15 protein-coding genes are annotated in these 18,323 nt (G+C 64.1%); 8 read left to right on the top strand and 7 right to left on the bottom strand.

Features of this window, described 5'->3' with window-relative positions:
- Nucleotides 1-14: 14 nt before the first annotated feature.
- The 4 genes from tilS to cysS form a co-directional block, all read right to left on the bottom strand.
- The gene (gene tilS / locus A3AC_RS0119565; RefSeq protein ID WP_025600934.1) at nt 15-1,463 is read right to left on the bottom strand and encodes a tRNA lysidine(34) synthetase TilS; all 1,449 of its coding nucleotides are present in this window, start codon (nt 1,461-1,463) and stop codon (nt 15-17) included.
- Nucleotides 1,464-1,526: 63 nt separating this feature from the next.
- Nucleotides 1,527-2,498 (bottom strand): acetyl-CoA carboxylase carboxyltransferase subunit alpha, encoded by a 972-nt coding sequence (locus A3AC_RS0119560; RefSeq protein WP_025600933.1) that lies wholly within the window; start codon nt 2,496-2,498, stop codon nt 1,527-1,529.
- Between the two features lie 123 nt (nt 2,499-2,621).
- The gene (locus A3AC_RS0119555) at nt 2,622-3,713 is read right to left on the bottom strand and encodes a DNA-3-methyladenine glycosylase family protein (RefSeq protein ID WP_025600932.1); all 1,092 of its coding nucleotides are present in this window, start codon (nt 3,711-3,713) and stop codon (nt 2,622-2,624) included.
- A 47-nt stretch (nt 3,714-3,760) separates the two neighbouring features.
- Nucleotides 3,761-5,158, bottom strand: coding sequence for a cysteine--tRNA ligase (cysS, locus tag A3AC_RS0119550; protein ID WP_025600931.1), 1,398 nt, complete (start codon nt 5,156-5,158; stop codon nt 3,761-3,763).
- A 307-nt stretch (nt 5,159-5,465) separates the two neighbouring features.
- Between cysS and A3AC_RS0119545 the strand changes: the two genes are divergently transcribed.
- From A3AC_RS0119545 to A3AC_RS0119530, 4 genes are all read left to right on the top strand, one after another.
- Nucleotides 5,466-6,386, top strand: a complete 921-nt coding sequence (locus A3AC_RS0119545; RefSeq protein WP_025600930.1) for a tetratricopeptide repeat protein — start codon at nt 5,466-5,468, stop codon at nt 6,384-6,386.
- A 48-nt stretch (nt 6,387-6,434) separates the two neighbouring features.
- Nucleotides 6,435-7,019: a peptidylprolyl isomerase gene (locus A3AC_RS0119540; RefSeq protein ID WP_025600929.1), complete on the top strand. Its 585-nt coding sequence runs from the start codon at nt 6,435-6,437 to the stop codon at nt 7,017-7,019.
- A gap of 156 nt (nt 7,020-7,175) precedes the next feature.
- Nucleotides 7,176-7,670: a peptidylprolyl isomerase gene (locus tag A3AC_RS0119535; RefSeq protein WP_013588861.1), complete on the top strand. Its 495-nt coding sequence runs from the start codon at nt 7,176-7,178 to the stop codon at nt 7,668-7,670.
- Nucleotides 7,671-7,713: 43 nt separating this feature from the next.
- A complete protein-coding gene (locus tag A3AC_RS0119530; protein WP_025600928.1) occupies nt 7,714-8,511 on the top strand; it encodes a UDP-2,3-diacylglucosamine diphosphatase in 798 nt (265 codons plus the stop codon).
- 110 nt (nt 8,512-8,621) lie between these two features.
- On the opposite strand, the gene cysE is transcribed toward A3AC_RS0119530, so the two are convergent.
- A complete protein-coding gene (cysE, locus tag A3AC_RS0119525; protein ID WP_025600927.1) occupies nt 8,622-9,617 on the bottom strand; it encodes a serine O-acetyltransferase in 996 nt (331 codons plus the stop codon).
- A 213-nt stretch (nt 9,618-9,830) separates the two neighbouring features.
- Complete coding sequence (locus tag A3AC_RS0119520; RefSeq protein ID WP_025600926.1) at nt 9,831-10,721, bottom strand: RNA methyltransferase; 891 nt, start codon at nt 10,719-10,721, stop codon at nt 9,831-9,833.
- 390 nt (nt 10,722-11,111) lie between these two features.
- Here A3AC_RS0119520 and A3AC_RS0119515 point away from each other — a divergent pair, with 390 nt between their 5' ends.
- From A3AC_RS0119515 to A3AC_RS0119500, 4 genes are all read left to right on the top strand, one after another.
- Nucleotides 11,112-11,915, top strand: coding sequence for an inositol monophosphatase family protein (locus A3AC_RS0119515; RefSeq protein WP_025600925.1), 804 nt, complete (start codon nt 11,112-11,114; stop codon nt 11,913-11,915).
- Nucleotides 11,916-12,096: 181 nt separating this feature from the next.
- Entirely contained in the window at nt 12,097-13,533 is a 1,437-nt protein-coding gene (gene lplT / locus A3AC_RS0119510; protein WP_442856515.1) for a lysophospholipid transporter LplT, read from the top strand.
- Between the two features lie 207 nt (nt 13,534-13,740).
- Nucleotides 13,741-16,416 (top strand): DNA mismatch repair protein MutS, encoded by a 2,676-nt coding sequence (gene mutS, locus A3AC_RS0119505; protein WP_025600923.1) that lies wholly within the window; start codon nt 13,741-13,743, stop codon nt 16,414-16,416.
- Nucleotides 16,373-17,788, top strand: a complete 1,416-nt coding sequence (locus tag A3AC_RS0119500) for a hypothetical protein (protein WP_442856514.1) — start codon at nt 16,373-16,375, stop codon at nt 17,786-17,788. The genes mutS and A3AC_RS0119500 overlap by 44 nt, the downstream gene beginning before the upstream one ends.
- Here the strand turns inward: A3AC_RS0119500 and A3AC_RS0119495 are convergent.
- Complete coding sequence (locus tag A3AC_RS0119495) at nt 17,768-18,313, bottom strand: FKBP-type peptidyl-prolyl cis-trans isomerase (protein ID WP_025600921.1); 546 nt, start codon at nt 18,311-18,313, stop codon at nt 17,768-17,770. The two genes, A3AC_RS0119500 and A3AC_RS0119495, sit on opposite strands and share 21 nt — an antisense overlap.
- Nucleotides 18,314-18,323: the final 10 nt, after the last annotated feature.

Genomic DNA, 18,323 nt, shown 5'->3' with positions numbered 1-18,323 from the left:
GTTCGACCGGCCGGTCACGCAATCAGCAAGTCCTCGCGCCAGCTGATCGACACGCGCGCCTCGTTCGGCGCAACCTCCGCGGGCAAGGCCGCGCGATTGACGCCGAGAAGCGGCACGAACAGCAATTCGTCGCCGATATAAAGCAAGGGCACGTCGCGCTTCCACGCTGCAATGCCGCGCTCCTGGAACAGGTTCTTAAGCGTGCGGCTGCGCGCGCCAGGTGCGTCGCTCATCCGCATGCGCTCGCCACCACGACGCGAGCGCGCACTCAGCAACGCACGCCGCAGCACGCTGACGGGAACCGCGCATTCCCTTGTGGTGCTATCGGAACGCGACGCGTCGAGCGTTTCGAACACGAAAGTGCCGCGCCATTGCGGCAAACGCCACGTCGCTTCGCCGCTCCACGCAAGCTCGCTCACCTCGCGCTCGGCAATCGCGGTTTCGTCGGCTGGATCGCGGCTGTCCCCCGCCTCCCAATACACGAGACCGCGATAGCAGCGCAGCGCGTGCCCCGCATGGTCGATTCGCAGACGATGCCCGTCCCCGCTCGCGCCCACCTCGCGCAACTGACGCAGCGCATCGCCAAGACGCGCGCTCGATGCAGCAACAAAGCCTTGCGAGCGCATCCAGTAGCGCAGCAAGTTGAGCGCGCGGTCGTCGTCCAGTGCAATCAGCGCGTCGTGCGAAAGCGCGCGTCCTTCGTCGCGCGATACGCGATCAAGATCCATGCGCGCCAGTGCGTCGAGCAGCCGCTGCGCCGACGCGGCATGTGACGCCGTGCGCGCGAGTGCATCGCGAAAACCGGGGAAATTGACCGCCAACGCGGGCATCACCTCGTGGCGCAACGCGTTGCGTGCATAGCGCGTGTCCGCGTTCGATTCGTCGTCGATCCAGCGCAGATGGCGCGCGCTTGCATACTGCTCGATCTGCGCACGCAGCAGATGAAGCAGGGGCCGCGCGCGCACCGCTGCAGCGCCGACGGGCGAAAACTCCGATGCCATCGCCGCAAGGCCCGCGATGCCGGCGCCGCGCAACAGTTGCAACAACACCGTTTCCGCCTGATCGTCCGCGTGCTGCGCGAGCCACAGCGAATGAATGCCGTGCGCCGCGCACAGCGCATCCAACGCACGATAACGTGCGTCGCGCGCCGCGGCCTCCACACTCAAGCCGGCATCGCGTGACACCTCGACATGACGAACCGCAAATTCGACGCCGCGTTCGCGAGCGAATGCCTCGCAGTGTGCAAGCCACGCATCGGCGTTCGGACTTAGGCCGTGATGAACATGCAATGCCATGCAACGCGACGCACCAGCCACGCGCACGGCAGCATCGAGCAGAACGGTAGAGTCGACGCCGCCGCTGAACGCCACTGCCACTCGCGCATTCGGGGGCAACGCGGCAAGAGCAACGCCGACCGCCTCGAGAACGAGGCAGTCGGCGCTTGATTGGGCGGAAGTGGTCACGTCGTTAGCGCAGCCGCAGTGTGTATGCGTTGCGCCGATGGACGAAAGAGAACGCGCGCGGGCTCAGGCACCCGGCGTCGTTTCCTTGAACTTGCCGTACGCCATCAGCCGTTCGAAACGACGTTGACGCAGGTCGTTGATGCTCATGCCCTGGAACTGACGCAGCGAATCGGCGAGCGCGCGGCGCAGCAACGCGGCCATGCCCTTCGGATCGCGATGCGCGCCGCCAAGCGGCTCGTTGACGATCTTGTCGATCAAACCAAGCGCTTTCAGGCGATGTGCGGTGAGGCCGAGGGCTTCTGCCGCTTCCGGCGCCTTGGCCGCGCTCTTCCACAGAATCGACGCACAGCCTTCCGGCGAAATCACCGAATAGGTCGAGAATTGCAGCATCAGAACGCTGTCGCCGACTGCAATGGCGAGCGCGCCGCCCGAACCGCCCTCGCCGATGATCGTCGCGATGAGCGGCGTTTTCAGTTCGGCCATTACGTACAGATTGCGGCCGATGGCTTCCGACTGCCCGCGCTCTTCCGCACCGATGCCGGGGTAGGCACCCGGCGTGTCGATAAACGTGAAGATCGGCAAGCTGAACTTCTCGGCCAGACGCATGAGCCGCTCGGCCTTGCGATAACCTTCGGGACGCGGCATGCCGAAGTTGCGCAGCGCGCGCTCCTTCGTATCGCGGCCCTTCTGATGACCGATCACCATGCAGGCCCGGCCGTTGAAACGCGCCAGACCGCCGACGATCGACAGGTCGTCCGCATAGTTGCGGTCGCCGTGAAGTTCGTGAAAGTCGGTGAAAAGCTCGTTCACGTAGTCGAACGTGTACGGGCGCTGCGGATGACGGGCAATTTGCGAGACCTGCCACGGCGTGAGGTTTGCGTACAGATCTTTCGTGAGTTGCTGGCTTTTTTTGGACAGCCGCTCGATCTCTTCCGAAATATCGACGGCCGAATCGTCCTGCACGAAGCGCAATTCTTCGATCTTCGCTTCGAGTTCAGCGATCGGCTGTTCGAAATCCAGAAACGTGGTCTTCATTGGTTTTAATCCTTGGACTTACCGGCAGCGCGTATTCTAACCGCGCTCGCCGCTGTCTAAACCACTTCGCAACTATCACGGTTCAACAATTGATAGTTTGTGAAGCGGCATGCTTCTGTTCTTTCAGTAGTCGACCGGCAACGGGTCAAGACTACGCCACATGTACCAGGTCGCGACCGTGCGCCACGGCTCCCAGTTCGCGGCGACCTCGCGCGCTTCGCTGCGCGTGACCGGCTCGCCGCTGAAGTAATTGACGCTGATGGCGCGGATCAGACCGAGGTCGTCGAGCGGCAGCACGTCGGGACGCGAGAGGTTGAAGATCAGGAACATCTCCGCAGTCCAGCGGCCGATGCCGCGAATCTGCGTGAGTTCGGCGATCACCGCCTCGTCTTCCATGGAGCGCCACTTGCCTACGTGCAACGCGCCCGACACGAAATGCTGCGCGAGGTCGAGCACATACTCCGCCTTGCGCTTGGACAAGCCGCACGCCGTCAGCTTTTCCTGACCCAGTTTGATGAACTGCTGCGGCACGAGCTTCGGACAGGCAGCCGCGACTTTGGCCCACACAGCCTGTGCGGACGCGACCGAAATCTGCTGACCAACCACCGAACGCGCGAGCGTAACGAACGGATCGCCGCGGCTTAGCAGATGCACCGGACCGAACTTCGGAATCAGCTTTTTCAGAATGCGGTCGCGCTTGACGAGGTCGGCGCACGCCTTGTCCCAGTAATCCGGACGCGTTGCTTCAGGCGTAAGGCCGCCAATCTGCACCGGCACGGCGACCTCGCTCGCTGTTTCGCCGCCCGCCGCGGACGACGACGCGCGCGTCTTGCGTACGATTTCGCCTTCCTGGCCGTCTTGCGTCTTCGCGACACGCGCAAGTTCCTGCACGTCGCCCGCGAGCTCGGCAGGCAATGCGCCGTTGCCGCTGATGCCGCTCGCGCCCTTGCCGCGCGACGCCTTGACAGACGATGCCTTCGCGCGCTTTGCAGCGGCGTGAGACGCGGGCTCCGATGCGCCATTCAACGCACGTTTGACGGCTGTTTTCTTCGCCGCACCAGCCGCGCTCTTTGCAGCCGCTCCCGCGCCTTTCGACGATGCTGCCTTCACCGCGCCGCTTGCCGTGCGCGCCGACGTTCGAGTCGACTTTGCCGCGGCTGCCGCGTTTGTTTGAGACGTGGCCCGTTTAGCCGGCGTCTTCGTGGCCGTTGCCATCCTGCCTCCTGCCTGGCGAGTCATTCAGAGGGAAGTACGAGGTGCGCTCACACGCGCCGCCACTCGGTCAACCCGCCGGGTTTGTCTTCAAGTGCAACGCCGGCCTCGAGCAACTCGGCCCGGATCCGGTCTGCTGCCGCATAGTCCTTCGCCTGCTTCGCGGCCACGCGCTCGGCGATCTTCGCTTCGATCGCGGCGGGCTCGAGAGCGCCCTGCACCGCGGCGCCCGCTGCCTGCTGCAGGTATGCACGCGGCTCGCGCCCGAGCAGCCCGAGCACCGCGCCGAGCGAGCGCAATTGACGGGCCAGCGCAGGGTCGCGCGTGCGGTTCACTTCTGTTGCCAGCTCGAACAACACCGACACCGCAACCGGCGTGTTGAAGTCGTCATTCATGGCTGCCTGGAATCGCTGCGCATGCGCTTCGTTCCAGTCGAGCGCGGCGCCGTCCGGCGTCACGTCCTTGAGCGCCGTATAGAGGCGGCCGAGGGCGTTGCGGGCGTCGTCGATATGCACGTCGCTATAGTTCAGCGGAGAACGGTAATGCGCGCGTGCGATGAAAAAACGCACGACCTCCGCATCGTACTGCGCCAATACCTCGCGAATCGTAAAGAAATTATTCAACGACTTCGACATCTTCTCATTGTCGATCTGCACGTAGCCGTTGTGCATCCAGTAATTCACGAAGGGTTGACCCGTCGCAGCTTCGCTTTGCGCGATCTCGTTTTCGTGGTGCGGAAACTGCAGATCCTGGCCGCCGCCATGAATGTCGAAACGTTCGCCGAGCAACGTGCAGCCCATGGCCGAGCATTCGATATGCCAACCGGGACGGCCGCGGCCGTACTTCGAGTCCCAGCCCGTGTCGGCGGGTTCGTCGGCTTTCGACTGCTTCCACAGCACGAAATCGAGCGGGTCTTCCTTCGCGTCGTTCGCGGCGACGCGCTCGCCCGCGCGCAGGTCTTCGAGCGATTTGCCGGACAGCTTGCCGTAGCCCGCGAACTTGCGCACCGCGTAGTTCACGTCGCCGTCTTTCGCCTGATACGCGTAGCCGTTCGCCTCGAGCTTCTCGATCATGCCGAGCATCTGCGGAATGAAGTCGGTTGCGCGCGGCTCGATGTCGGGCCGCGCGATGCCGAGCGCGTCCGCGTCTTCATGCAATGCATGGATGAAGCGATCGGTCAGCGACTTGATCGTCTCGCCGTTCTCCACCGCGCGACGAATGATCTTGTCGTCGATGTCCGTGATATTGCGCACGTACGTCACCTGGTAGCCGAGCGTGCGCAGCCACCGCTGCACGATGTCGAACACGACCATGACACGCGCATGACCGACGTGACAATAGTCGTACACGGTCATCCCGCAGACGTACATCCGCACGACGCCTGGTTGCAGGGGCACGAAAGTTTGCTTGTCACGCGCGAGCGTGTTGTAGATGCGCAGTGATTCCATAGAGAACGGTGCGTGGGCCGAAAGAAATCCGCCATATTTCATGCGTGCCGCCTTCTGAACCGGACGGCGCAGACGAACTGTTGCCTGACTCGGCCGGGCTCTGTGCAGACTATTGCCCGACGGTTGAGACAAGCGCAGCAGCGACTGTTGAAACACGCACAGCAGCAAACCGATGCACCTGGTGCGGCGGTAGGACTGCAATCAAGGCGGAGACGACCACGAGTGGCGAAAAGACAGCCGGCGGTTCGACGGAACGCGCAGACCTTTTGTTAGAATGGCTCGGAGTATAACATCCAGACCCGAGCCTATGAAACCTTCCAGCGGCCGCGCGCGCAGCGCTGCGACCCTCGCCGCGACGGCGTTTGGTGCCCCGTCAGGTGCCCTCTCAGGTGCCCTCTCAGGTGCGCCGTCAGGTGCCTTGTTCGGCGCCTCGCCTGGTGCCTCGGTTGACGCCTCATCCGACGCCCGCTTCAACGCCTCAGCCCGCGGCTCGATGCATGACTCCAGGCAAGGCGCTCGCAACAACATTGCGCGCGCCGTCACGCTGCGCGTCGCCATGGCGCTCGCGCTCGGCATGCTGCCAGGCGCCGCCGCCTTCGCGCAAAAAACGCCCACCATGCCGCAAGGCCCCGCCGTGCGCGACAACACGCCGGAAATCGACGCGTCCATCGCGCAGAAAGACTGGCAGGCGTCGTTGACGCAGCTCGATGCGCGCATCGCGTCGAATCCGCGCGACGCCCAGGCGAAGTTCAAGCGCGCCACCGTGCTCGCGCATCTGAACCGCGACGACGAAGCGATCGCCGCGTTCACCGAACTCACGCAGTTGTATCCGGAGTTGCCGGAGCCGTATAACAACCTGGCCGCGCTGTACGCGAAGCATGGCCGCTACGTTGAAGCGCGCGCCGCGCTCGAAACTGCGACCAAGGTCAATCCCGGCTACGGTCTCGCTTACGAGAACCTGGGCGATCTCTATCTGCGCATGGCCAACGAAGCGTACCGGCGCGCGCAGAGCCTCGGCAAGACAAGTGCCGCGACCGCACAGCGCATCGCCGACATCCAGAAGATCGTGGCGCCGCCCAAACCGGGCAAAGCGCCTAAACGGGCCGCTGCCGCACCCCAAAACTACACGCCCGGCAGCACTGCCAACATGACGCAAACGCCGAGCTTCCAGTACGGCGGCGCAAACGGCTCGCTCGCCATGCCGCCTTACATGGCGCCCTCGCAATAACGCCGCCTCACCTGCGGTCACACGTTTTTTCCAACCCTGAGGATTTTCATGAAATGGTTGATGTTGGCGCTCGGCAGCGCCGCCCTGATCGCAAACGCCCCCGCGTTCGCCCAGTCCGGTTCGCAGGCCGCGCATCCGTCCGTCCTCCTCAAGACGTCGGAAGGCGATATTCGCGTCGAGCTGTATCCTGAGAAAGCGCCGAAGACGGTTGCCAACTTTCTCGACTATGTGAAGTCCGGCCAGTACAGCGGCACGATCTTTCATCGCGTGATTCGCGGCTTCATGATTCAGGGCGGCGGCTACACGCAGAGCTTCGCCGAGAAACCCACGCGCGCGCCGATTCCTCTCGAAAGCCGTAACGGTCTGAAGAACACCGTGGGCACGCTCGCAATGGCGCGCACGAGCGATCCGAACTCGGCCACCGCGCAGTTCTTCATCAACACCGTAGACAACGCGGGCCTCGACTATCCGAATCCGGACGGCAACGGCTACGCGGTGTTCGGCAAGGTCACGAGCGGCATGGACGTCGTGAAGAAGATCGAAGCCGCGCCGACCACCACGCGCGGACCGATGGGCGACGTGCCGCAAAAACCGATCGTGATCGAATCGGCTACTGTGGTTGGCAGCAAGTAAAGAACAAGTAAAGGAACAGGTAACGCAAGCGTAGAAGCGTCACACTCACGCCCCGCGCGGCCGTCGTCAAATGCATCAAGGTGCGCGGAACGTTTTACAAGCGCACGACGGCGCGCCGCGTTCTCTCCACCCACCCGTTCATCAAAGGATTCCATCATGGTTGAACTGCATACGAACCACGGCGTCATCAAACTCGAACTGGACGCCGAGAAGGCACCTAAGTCGGTTGAGAACTTCCTCAACTACGTGAAGGCCGGCCATTACGACAACACGGTGTTTCACCGCGTGATCGACGGCTTCATGATTCAGGGCGGCGGCTTCGAACCCGGCATGAAGCAGAAGCCGACGGCCGAGCCGATCAACAACGAAGCGAACAACGGCCTGAAGAACGTGAACGGCTCGATTGCAATGGCGCGCACCAACGACCCGCATTCGGCAACCGCGCAATTCTTCATCAACGTGAACGACAACGACTTCCTGAACCACTCGTCGCCCACGCCGCAAGGCTGGGGCTATGCGGTGTTCGGCAAGGTCGTCGAAGGCATGGACATCGTAGAGAAGATCAAGAAGGTCAAGACGGGTTCGAAGGGCTTTCATCAGGACGTGCCGGTCGACGACGTCGTGATCGAAAAAGCCGTGATCGTCGACTGATCGCGCGCGCCTTAACTAGAAAGCTGAGACACAGGCACCTTCAATGCTGCAAGAAACGCCGCTGCGAAGCGTCGCTGCGGGCGTGCCTGGCGAGGGCCGACGCCCGCACGCCGCACGCCCGTTTTTGTTCCTCTCCGACATTCATTTGAGCGAGGCGATCCCGCGCACGGTCGCCGCGTTCGAACACTTCATTCGCGTCACCGCCGACCAGGCCGATTCCGTTTTCATTCTCGGCGATCTGTTCGAGTACTGGATCGGCGACGACATGCTCGCCGAGCCGTTCGCCGCGCGTATGGCTGCCCTGTTGCATACGCTCACGGAGCGTGGCATTGCGCTTTACATCATGCATGGCAATCGCGACTTTCTGCTCGGCAAGCGCTTCATGAAAGCGGCGGGCGCAATCTGGCTGCCGGACCCGTTTGTGATTACCGCATTCGGCACGCGCGTGGCGCTCGCGCATGGCGACCGCTTGTGCACCGCGGATCGCGGTTATCAGCTATTCCGCCGATTCGCGCGCATTCGTCTCGCGCAGCTGCTCTTCCTCGCGTCGCCGTTTTCGTGGCGTCAGGCGCTCGCGGAAAACATGCGGGCAAAGAGCGAGGACGGCCGCATGCGTCCTGTTTCGCTGAAGTACGACGTGACGCCGAAAGGCGTCGCCGCATTGTTCAAGTGGTCGAAAGCGGCCACGATGATTCACGGGCACACGCACCGCCCCGCGCGTCATCGCGAACCCGGCGGCATACGCTGGGTGCTGCCCGACTGGGATCTCGATCACGGCGAACGGCGCGGCGGCTACCTGCGTATCGACTCTGAAGGAATCAGGGCCTTGCCGCTGGATTGAGCGGGATGCTGTGTGAGAGGGATGTCCGCAGGCGCGACGGTCGTGCTGGGCAAGCGGCGACGATTGCGCACGCGCCTTCACGCGCATGACAACGCGCCCGCTTCATGCATTCAACGCGCCGCCACTGCTGCGTCCACCTTGCCCGCGATCGCCGCGGACAGCCGCCGCAAATCGAGCAGCGCCGCGTCGGCGCCTTGCAGGCCCTCGAGACTCGTGCCCAGATGCTCGAGCGCCATCACGATTTCGTCGATGCGTTTGGCTTGCGTCGCCGCATGATCGATCAGCCCGTGGATAGCCAGCGACACCGGATCGTCTGCATTCGGCGTGATGCCGTATGCGCAGAACGTGCTGCGCTCGGTCACGGCCTTGCCGCCCTCGCCCTCGCGCGTCCCGCCATTGGACGAAGCGCGCTCGACAGTTACGCCCTTCGAAACCTCACTCGCGCGGCCATTGGCAACCGCAGCAGCCTTCGCCACGACAGACGCGGCCGAAGCCGCAACAGCCGTTGAAACGGAACCGGAAGCCGCCGCTGAAGCGGAACGTGAAGCGGCCGCCGCTGAAGCAGCCGCGGAGCCGACACTCGAAGCCGCCGCCGGTACGATGATCCGCGCCGGATTGCCGACAGCCGTGCCACCGGCCGGTACAGGCTTCGTCACCACTGCATTCGATCCGATCTTCGCATCGGCGCCGATCGTAAAACCGCCGAGCACCTTCGCGCCCGCGCCCACGATCACGCCGCGCTCGAGCGTCGGATGCCGCTTCGCTCCGCGCGTGAGCGACGTGCCACCGAGCGTGACGCCCTGGTAGATCGTGCAATCGTCGCCGATCTGCGCGGTCTCGCCAATCACGACACCCATGCCGTGATCGATGAACACGCGCCGCCCAACGGTCGCGCCCGGATGAATTTCGATACCGGTCATGAAGCGCGCTATCTGCGAAATGAAACGCGCGAGCCAGCGGCGCCGCGCCTGCCAGCATGCATGCGCAAGCCTGTGCAGCACCAGCGCGTGCAAGCCCGGATAACACGTGAGCACTTCCCAGGCACTGCGGGCGGCGGGATCGCGCTCGCGGATCGTGGCAATGTCTTCGCGAAGTCTCGTGAACATGGCAGGGACGATGTGTTGTGGGAGAAAGTCCGCATGCGAAAAACAGCATGCGCGCGTGCATGGCTGCCGTATAGCTGATCGGCAGCTTTGCTTAGAACGTTTCGAGGATTGTAGGACGGTTCCCAGAAACCTGCCGGAAGTCCATGTAGCGGAAAAGGTCGTGGTGCTAGTCGGCTTCCGCCAGCTCGCCGGCAGATTGCCCCGCGCGGCGTTTTAGCGGGCGCCGTCGTCCTTGCGGCCAGTCTTCAGCAAGATGTGTTTGGCAATGCCGCGCACAATGTTCACCTCTTCACGCTCGAGGCCCGAACGCGCGAAGAGCCGCCGTAAGCGCGACATCAGCTTTTTCGGATTCGCGGGGTCGAGAAACTCGAGCGCAACGAGCGCGCTTTCGAGATGCGCGAACATGCTTTCGATGTCGTCGCTCGCGGCCCGTGGACTTGCGGGCTCGGCGGCTGCGGCTGAGGCGGCCGGCGTTTGCGGTGCATGGCTTGCCGGCGCGTTGGCGTTGGCGTTGGCGTTGGCTTTGGCTTTGGCGTTCGCGTTGGCTTCGGCGCCGCTCGTCAGATAGATCATGCGCAGCTCGTACGCCAGCACCTGAACCGCCTGGGCAAGATTCAGCGAACTGTACGCGGGATTGGCCGGAATATGCGCAAGCGCGCTGCAGCGTTCGACGTCTTCGTTCGACAAACCCGTGCGCTCGTTGCCGAACACGAGCGCGATCTCGCCGTGCAAGGCTTCGTCGCGCGCGAGAGTGGCGGCTGCGCGCGGCGTCCATTGCGGTGGACCGTATTCGCGCTGACGCGCGGTGAGCGCGAGCGACCAGTGCACGCCCGAGAGCGCATCGGCGAGCGTCGGCACGATGTGTGCGGAGGCGAGCACGTCGTCCGCGCCGCTGGCCATCGCAATGGCTTCCGGGTCGCTTTGCACATGCGGCACGCGCGGCGAGACCAGCACGAGCCGCGAGAAACCCATGGTTTTGAGCGCGCGCGCCGCGGCGCCGACGTTGCCTGGATGGCTCGGCTCGACCAGGACGAAGCGTGTCGATGTAAAGCCGCCGCGCAAGTCGGCCACGGCGGGATCGGAAGAATGGTGGGTGTGGTCCACGATGAAGTTCTGCAAGTCGGAGAACGCGTATGGTAGCGCCAACGCGCGAAGCCGCCGAACTGTGGCAAGCGCTATGCAGCCGTCAGCGAGCGCCCCGCCCGGCCCGAACGCTGCCGCGAGCCGCGGACTCAGGTAAAATACGCAAATTCGCGTCCGGCCTGCGCCTCACTGCGCTGCACCCTGAGCCAGTTCTCATGAGTACAGGCAATCAACCAGGGCCGGGCGCCTCGTTCTTATTCAATTCGTCTCCGTTGGCGGAATGCGCGCCGGTCCCGTACCGGGGCAAGCGTTCCGTGCTGTTTCCGCGCCTCATCGAGGGCGCCTGTTAGCGCGCGCGTAGCGCTCATTTACCGGCAAGCAGCCGTGCTGCCCCGGCACAAGGATCAGTCCATGCATCCCATGCTCAATATCGCTGTGAAGGCCGCGCGCCGCGCAGCCCAGATTATCAACCGCGCTTCGCTCGACCTCGATCTGATCCAGGTCAGCAAGAAACAGCACAACGATTTCGTCACGGAGATCGACAAGGCGTCTGAAGCGGCAATCATCGACACGCTGAAGACCGCCTATCCCGACCACGCGATCCTCGCGGAAGAATCGGGCAAGTCGGACAACGAGTCCGAATACCAGTGGATCATCGATCCGCTCGACGGCACGACCAACTTCATTCACGGCTTTCCGTATTACTGCGTGTCGATCGCGCTGGCTCACAAAGGCATCGTGACTCAGGCCGTGGTGTACGACCCGACCCGCAACGACCTCTTCACCGCTTCGCGTGGCCGCGGCGCGTTCCTGAACGACCGCCGCATTCGCGTCGCAAGGCGCGACCGTCTCGCCGACGGCCTGATCGGCACCGGCTTTCCGTTCCGCGAAACGGACGGTCTCGAAGCATACGGCCGCCAGTTCGCCGAAATGACGCAAGCGTGCGCGGGCCTGCGCCGTCCCGGCGCGGCCGCGCTGGATCTGGCCAACGTGGCGGCAGGCCGCATGGACGGCTTCTTCGAGCAAGGTCTGAACCCGTGGGACGTCGCAGCAGGCAGCCTGCTGATTACCGAAGCGGGCGGCCTGGTCGGCAACTACACCGGCGACTCGGACTTCCTGCACGTAGGCGAGGTTGTGGCCGGCAATCCGAAGATCTATGCGCAGATGGTGCCTATCCTCTCGCGCTACAGCCGCACGCGTCAGCAAGCGGCCTGAAGGTGCGCGGCGGCGCTGCGTGCATGCGGTCCCAGTCGGGCCCGCGCGAGGCGGGCTGCAGCCCTTCTTGACCGCGTGAGTGCGACGGTGCCCGCGAGCCGGAGCACCGTCAGCCACTCACCTCGACGGACACTTTCAGCACGAGCGGCTTCGGCCGCTTTTTTGTTGGCGCGCCTGCATCGTGCGGGCGTTCGTGCTACAAAGCGGGAAGCCGCGCCGGCGCAGTATCTTCGCCGGCTGCATTTCGCGTTCCACGCTGCGCCCGCCTGCGCGCTCGGTGAGCGCTACTTGGGCTTCGTTCGCGCCTCGTACCGCTTCAATGAAAAAAGGCTTCTACACAATCATCGCGGCGCAATTCATTTCGTCGCTGGCGGACAATGCCCTGCTCATCGCCGCCATTGCATTGCTGTCCGTGATCCGCTCTGCCGCGTGGGTCACACCGCTCCTGCAAATCTTCTTCACCATTTCATACGTGCTGCTCGCACCTTTTGTCGGCGCATTCGCGGACGCCCTGCAAAAACGCCACGTGATGTTCATCTCGAATGCGCTGAAGGCAAGCGGCTGCATGATGATGATTGCAGGCGTGCATCCGATGATCGCCTACGGCGTGGTCGGCTTCGGCGCGGCCGCCTATTCCCCGGCAAAATACGGCATTCTCACCGAGCTGCTGCCCGCCGAAAAGCTCGTCAAGGCCAACGCGTGGCTCGAATCGGCCACCGTGCTGTCGACCATCGTCGGCACGATGGTGGGCGGCGCGCTCATCAGCACATTCGCCGACAGGTTCGTCGCCCATGCGCATCTGCCGCTGATCCGCTCAGCGGCAGATCTTGCGATGTTCGCGGTCATGCTCACCTACGCGATTGCGGCCGCGATCAACGTGTTCATTCCCGACACCGGCGCGCGCTATCCGAACCGGCTCTCGGAACCGACGAAGCTCGTCGGCGACTTCTACCACTGCTTTAACGTGCTGTGGGGCGACAAGCTCGCGCAGATCGCGTTGTGGGTCACGACGCTCATGTGGGGCGGCGCGGTGACCCTGCAATTGCTGGTGCTGAAATGGGCCAACGTAAACCTCGGCTTGTCGCTTTCGAAGGCGGCCGTCATGCAAGGCGTGACGGGCCTCGGCATTGCCGTGGGCGCGGCCGCAGCGGCTGCGTTGATTCCGTTGCGCCGCTCGCTGAGCGTGCTGCCGGTCGGCATTGTCACCGGCGCGGTGGCCATTGCGATGGCCTTCTACAACAAGAACCTTTTTCCAGCCGGCGCAGGCATTCACATCGGCTCGTATGTGGCGCCGGTGTACATCGTGCTCGCCTATCCGCTGATGATCCTGCTCGGCGGGCTGTCCGGTTTTTTCATCGTGCCGATGAACGCGATTCTTCAGCATCGCGGCGCGACGTTGCTGTCCGCAGGACATTCGATCGCGGTGCAGAACTTCAACCAGAATCTCGCCGTGCTGCTGATGCTCGGCGCGTACGCGCTGCTGCTGACGGCGAAGATGCCGGCGCAATGGATCATCGTCGTGTTCGGCGTTTTCGTCACGTTCATGATGTGGCTCGCAAAACGGCGCAGCGCGACGAACGAACGCACCGCCAATATGCGTGCGCTGCTCGAGGAATGATGGCCGTGTAAGCGGAACGCGGCGTGTCGCCGCAGGCGACCATACCGGCGACGCGGCTCGCACGGCGTGACGGCGTTTCGGCACGGCGACGCGCCGCGACGCGATACACAGCCCGGCAGCGTGCATTGGCCATTCGGCCAGGGTCCGCTCGCCGCGCCGGCGGGTTAAACTCACGCCCTGAACAGCTAAAGCAGAAAGACACCGAGGATGGGCACTCAAACCGCAGCGGCCAGCGACGTCGCACAACACACGCCGATGATGCAGCAGTACCTGCGCATCAAGGCGGAGCATCCGGGCACACTGGTGTTCTACCGGATGGGCGACTTCTACGAACTCTTTTTCGACGACGCGGAAAAAGCCGCGCGTCTGCTCGATCTCACGCTCACGCAGCGCGGTGCGTCGGCGGGCAATCCGATCAAGATGGCAGGCGTGCCGCATCACGCGGTCGAACAGTATCTGGCCAAACTGGTGAAGCTCGGTGAATCGGTGGCGATCTGCGAGCAGATCGGCGACCCGGCCACGTCGAAGGGTCCGGTCGAGCGAAAGGTGGTGCGCGTCGTCACGCCGGGCACGCTCACGGACGCCGCGCTCCTGTCCGACAAGAGCGACGTTTTCCTGCTGGCCATGTGCGTCGCGCACAATCGCCGCGGCGTCGCGACGAGCGTCGGGCTCGCGTGGCTGAATCTTGCGAGCGGCGCGTTGCGTCTTGCCGAAGTCGCGCCCGATCAGGTGGCCGCCGCGCTCGAACGGATCGACCCCGCGGAAATTCTGGTTGCCGATACCGACGCCGACACCGGGTGGACACCGCCCACGGGCGCTCGCGCGCTGACCCGCGTGCCCGTGTGGCATTTCGACGTTGCCTCAGGTACGCAGCGTTTGTGCGATCAACTGGAAGTGGCCGGACTCGACGGCTTCGGCGCGCATTCGCTCACCTGCGCGTGTGGCGCGGCGGGCGCGCTGCTGTTGTACGCGGCCGCCACGCAAGGCCAGCAACTGCGGCACGTGCGCAGCCTGAAGGTGGAACACGAATCCGAATATATCGGCCTCGACCCCGCCACCCGGCGCAACCTCGAAATCACGCAGACGCTGCGCGGCACCGAATCGCCCACGCTGTGCTCGTTGCTCGACACCTGTTGCACGACCATGGGCAGCCGCCTGCTGCGTCACTGGCTGCATCATCCGCCGCGTGATCCGATGCATGCGCAGTCGCGCCAGCAGGCCATCGGCGCCTTGCTCGAGGCGCCCGCCGGCGCGGACGTCGACGCGCTGCGCGGCGCGCTGCGCCATATCTCGGATATCGAGCGGATCACCGGCCGTCTCGCGCTGCTGTCGGCGCGCCCTCGCGATCTGTCGAGCCTGCGCGATACCTTTATCGCGCTGCCCGAACTTCGCGCGAAACTCGCTGCTGTTACACCGAACGCGCAATCGCTTGCACGCATCGACGCGTCGCTCGAGCCGCCGCAAGCATGTGTCGAACTCCTCGTGCGCGCCATCGCACAGGAGCCAGCCGCCATGGTGCGCGACGGCGGCGTGATCGCCCGCGGCTACGATGCGGAACTCGACGAACTCAGGGATATTTCGGAGAACTGCGGACAGTTCCTGATCGACCTCGAAACGCGCGAGCGCGCACGCACGGGCATCGGCAATCTGCGCGTCGAATACAACAAGGTCCACGGCTTTTATATCGAAGTCACGCGCGGCCAGACCGACAAGGTACCGGACGATTATCGGCGCCGTCAGACGTTGAAGAACGCCGAGCGCTACATCACGCCGGAACTCAAGACGTTCGAGGACAAGGCGTTGTCCGCGCAGGAACGCGCACTCGCCCGCGAGCGCTCGCTTTATGACGCGCTGTTGCAGGCGCTGTTGCCGTTCATTCCGGACTGCCAGCGCGTCGCGTCTGCGCTCGCGGAGCTCGATCTGCTCGCCGCTTTCGCAGAACGCGCTTGCGCGCTCGACTGGGTCGCGCCGAGCTTCTCGCCGGACGCGGGCATCGAAATCGAGCAGGGCCGGCATCCGGTGGTCGAAGCCCAGGTGGAACAGTTCACCGCAAACGACTGCACACTCACGCCCGAGCGCAAACTGTTGCTGATCACCGGCCCGAACATGGGCGGTAAATCGACGTTCATGCGGCAGACGGCGCTGATCGCGCTGCTCGCCTACGTGGGCAGCTACGTGCCGGCACGGCGCGCGGCATTCGGCCCCATCGACCGCATTTTCACGCGCATCGGCGCCGCCGACGATCTCGCCGGCGGCCGTTCGACCTTCATGGTCGAGATGACGGAAGCCGCCGCCATCCTGAACGACGCAACCCCGCAAAGCCTCGTGCTGATGGACGAAATCGGCCGCGGCACGTCGACCTTCGACGGCCTCGCGCTCGCGTGGGCCATCGCGCGGCATCTGCTTGCGCACAACGGCTGCCATACGCTCTTCGCGACGCACTACTTCGAACTCACGCAACTGCCGGCGGAATTTCCGCAAGCGGCCAACGTGCATCTGTCGGCGGTCGAACATGGACGCAGCATTGTGTTCCTGCACGCAGTCAACGAAGGGCCGGCAAGTCAAAGCTATGGCCTGCAGGTCGCGCAGCTCGCCGGCGTGCCGAACGCGGTGATCCGCTCGGCGCGCAAGCACCTGGTTTATCTCGAACAGCAGTCGGCCGGACAGCCGGCGCCGCAGTTGGATCTCTTTGCCGCGCCGTCGCCAACGCTGCTCGAAGATGCGGACGACGACGAACCGCAGGCCGCGAAGGAAGCGCCGGCAATGCAGGCGCTTGTCGAGCGGTTGCGCGGCATCGATCCAAACGATCTTCGCCCGCGCGAAGCGCTCGATCTGCTGTATGAACTGCACGAGTTGGCCGCTGCGCCGGATGCCGATCATTGACGCAGGCGCTCTTGCCGAGCGGCCGCGCCGATTCCGCGCGGCACTCGCCATTGCTTTTGCGCTAGCAAGCAGCCGTGGATCGCGCGGCGCGGCACTTGCGTCCGCGCTTGTTTTCGCGTGCTCGCTGCCGGTCTCTCTCGCTCACGCACAAGCGCGCAGCTACCGTTTCGCGGTCATCGCGAACACGATGCAAAGTCCCGCGGACGAAGCGCCCACGCAGCGGCTCATCGACGCAATCGGTCGCGAGCGAGGTGTGTCGTTCATCGTGTACGACGGCAATCTGAAAGGCCCGAAGGAAGCCTGCCGCGACGCGCTCTATGAACGGCGGCACGCTGTGCTCGAAACTTCGCGGCCTGCCCTCTTTTTCATTCCAGGCCAGCATGACTGGGTCGATTGCGCGAGCGCGCAGGCTGGCGGCTTCGATCCAGTGGAACGGCTCGACCAGTTGCGCCAGACGCTGCTCGGCGACGCCAATTCAATGGGTCAGAACCCGATGCCGCTGACGCGCGAAAGCGAGGTATCGCGCTTTCGTCCTTATCGCGAAAATGCCCGCTGGCAGATGGGCGATACGGTGTTCGTCGCGCTGAACGCGCCGAGCCCGAACAATCACTATCTGACAGCGGGCGGCCGCAACGGCGAGTTCGAAGACCGTGTGGTCGCCAACGCATTCTGGCTCCAGCACGCCGGCGAATATGCAAAGCGCCGCGACGCACGCGCGATCGTCGTGTTCATTCAGGGCGATCCCGATCCTGAGCGCTATGAAAGGCCCGAGCGGTTTGCATGGTTGCGCTTTGGACGCAATCCGCGCCGCGACGGATTTCTCGAGTTCAAGCGCAGCCTCGTGAAACTCGCGCAGACCTTCCAGGGGCCGGTGCTCGTCATTCATTGCGACGACGAACGCGCAAGCGGCGACTTCGTGATCGACCAGCCGTTACGCAATGACAAGGGGAATCTGGTGACGAACCTCACGCGTATCGCGCTTGCGCCGCATGATCGTCATAACCAGTGGATCGAGATAGAGGCGGACTCCGACAGAAAGCCGCCGTTCCGCGTGACGGTGCGCAATGTGCCGCGGCAATTGCCGATGCCTGCGACGCCGCCTGTATTGCCAGGAGACGAGCCTGCCGCCTCGATGCCGGCGGTGCCGTCGCTCGGACCGGCCTCTGACTTGCCGCCGCTCTTTCAGACGCCAACTCAGCCACAACCCGACTCGCAGCAACTCGAACAGTTGCCGCATATTCCCGCCGATCAGGGCGGCGGCGGCTACGGGCCCGCGACGTCCGTTCCGCCTGCGCAGCGGAATGCGCCGGGGGCCTCGAGTACTTCGGGCACTCCCGGCTGGCCTGCAAGCTCAGTGCAGCGTGGGCCCTGACTTGCCGCTTTCGTCGTCTGAGTCGTCGTCTTCGTCGAGCACTTCCAGACCGTCCGCGCCATGCGCGTGTTCGTGCTGGATTTCGTCTTCGGTGGCCGGGCGCACGTCTTTCACCGTCAACGCAAAGCGCAGCGCCATGCCGGCGAGCGGATGGTTGCCGTCGAGCACCACCTTGTCTTCAGCGACGTCCGTCACCACGTAGACGAGCGAATCGAGATCCTCGTCGCCCTCTTCCGGCGTGCCTTCGAATTGCATGCCGACTTCGAGCGGTTCCGGAAAGCGATTGCGCGGCTCGATCTTCACGAGTTCCGGGTCGTACTCGCCGAACGCGTCTTGCGGCTCGAGCTGGATCTGGGTCTCGAAGCCGGCCTCGTGGCCGTCGAGCTCTTCCTCGATCTTGGGGAACGTGCCATCATAGCCGCCGTGCAGATAGACCATCGGCTCGTCGCTCTCTTCAATCAGATTGCCTTGCGCATCCGACAACTTGTAAGCGACCGACACGACGGTGTTCTTTGCGATTTTCATTCGATTCTCC

The organism is Burkholderia sp. WSM2230, assembly GCF_000472445.1.
Lineage (GTDB): Bacteria > Pseudomonadota > Gammaproteobacteria > Burkholderiales > Burkholderiaceae > Paraburkholderia.
This window is presented reverse-complemented; position numbering and strand designations above follow the sequence as displayed.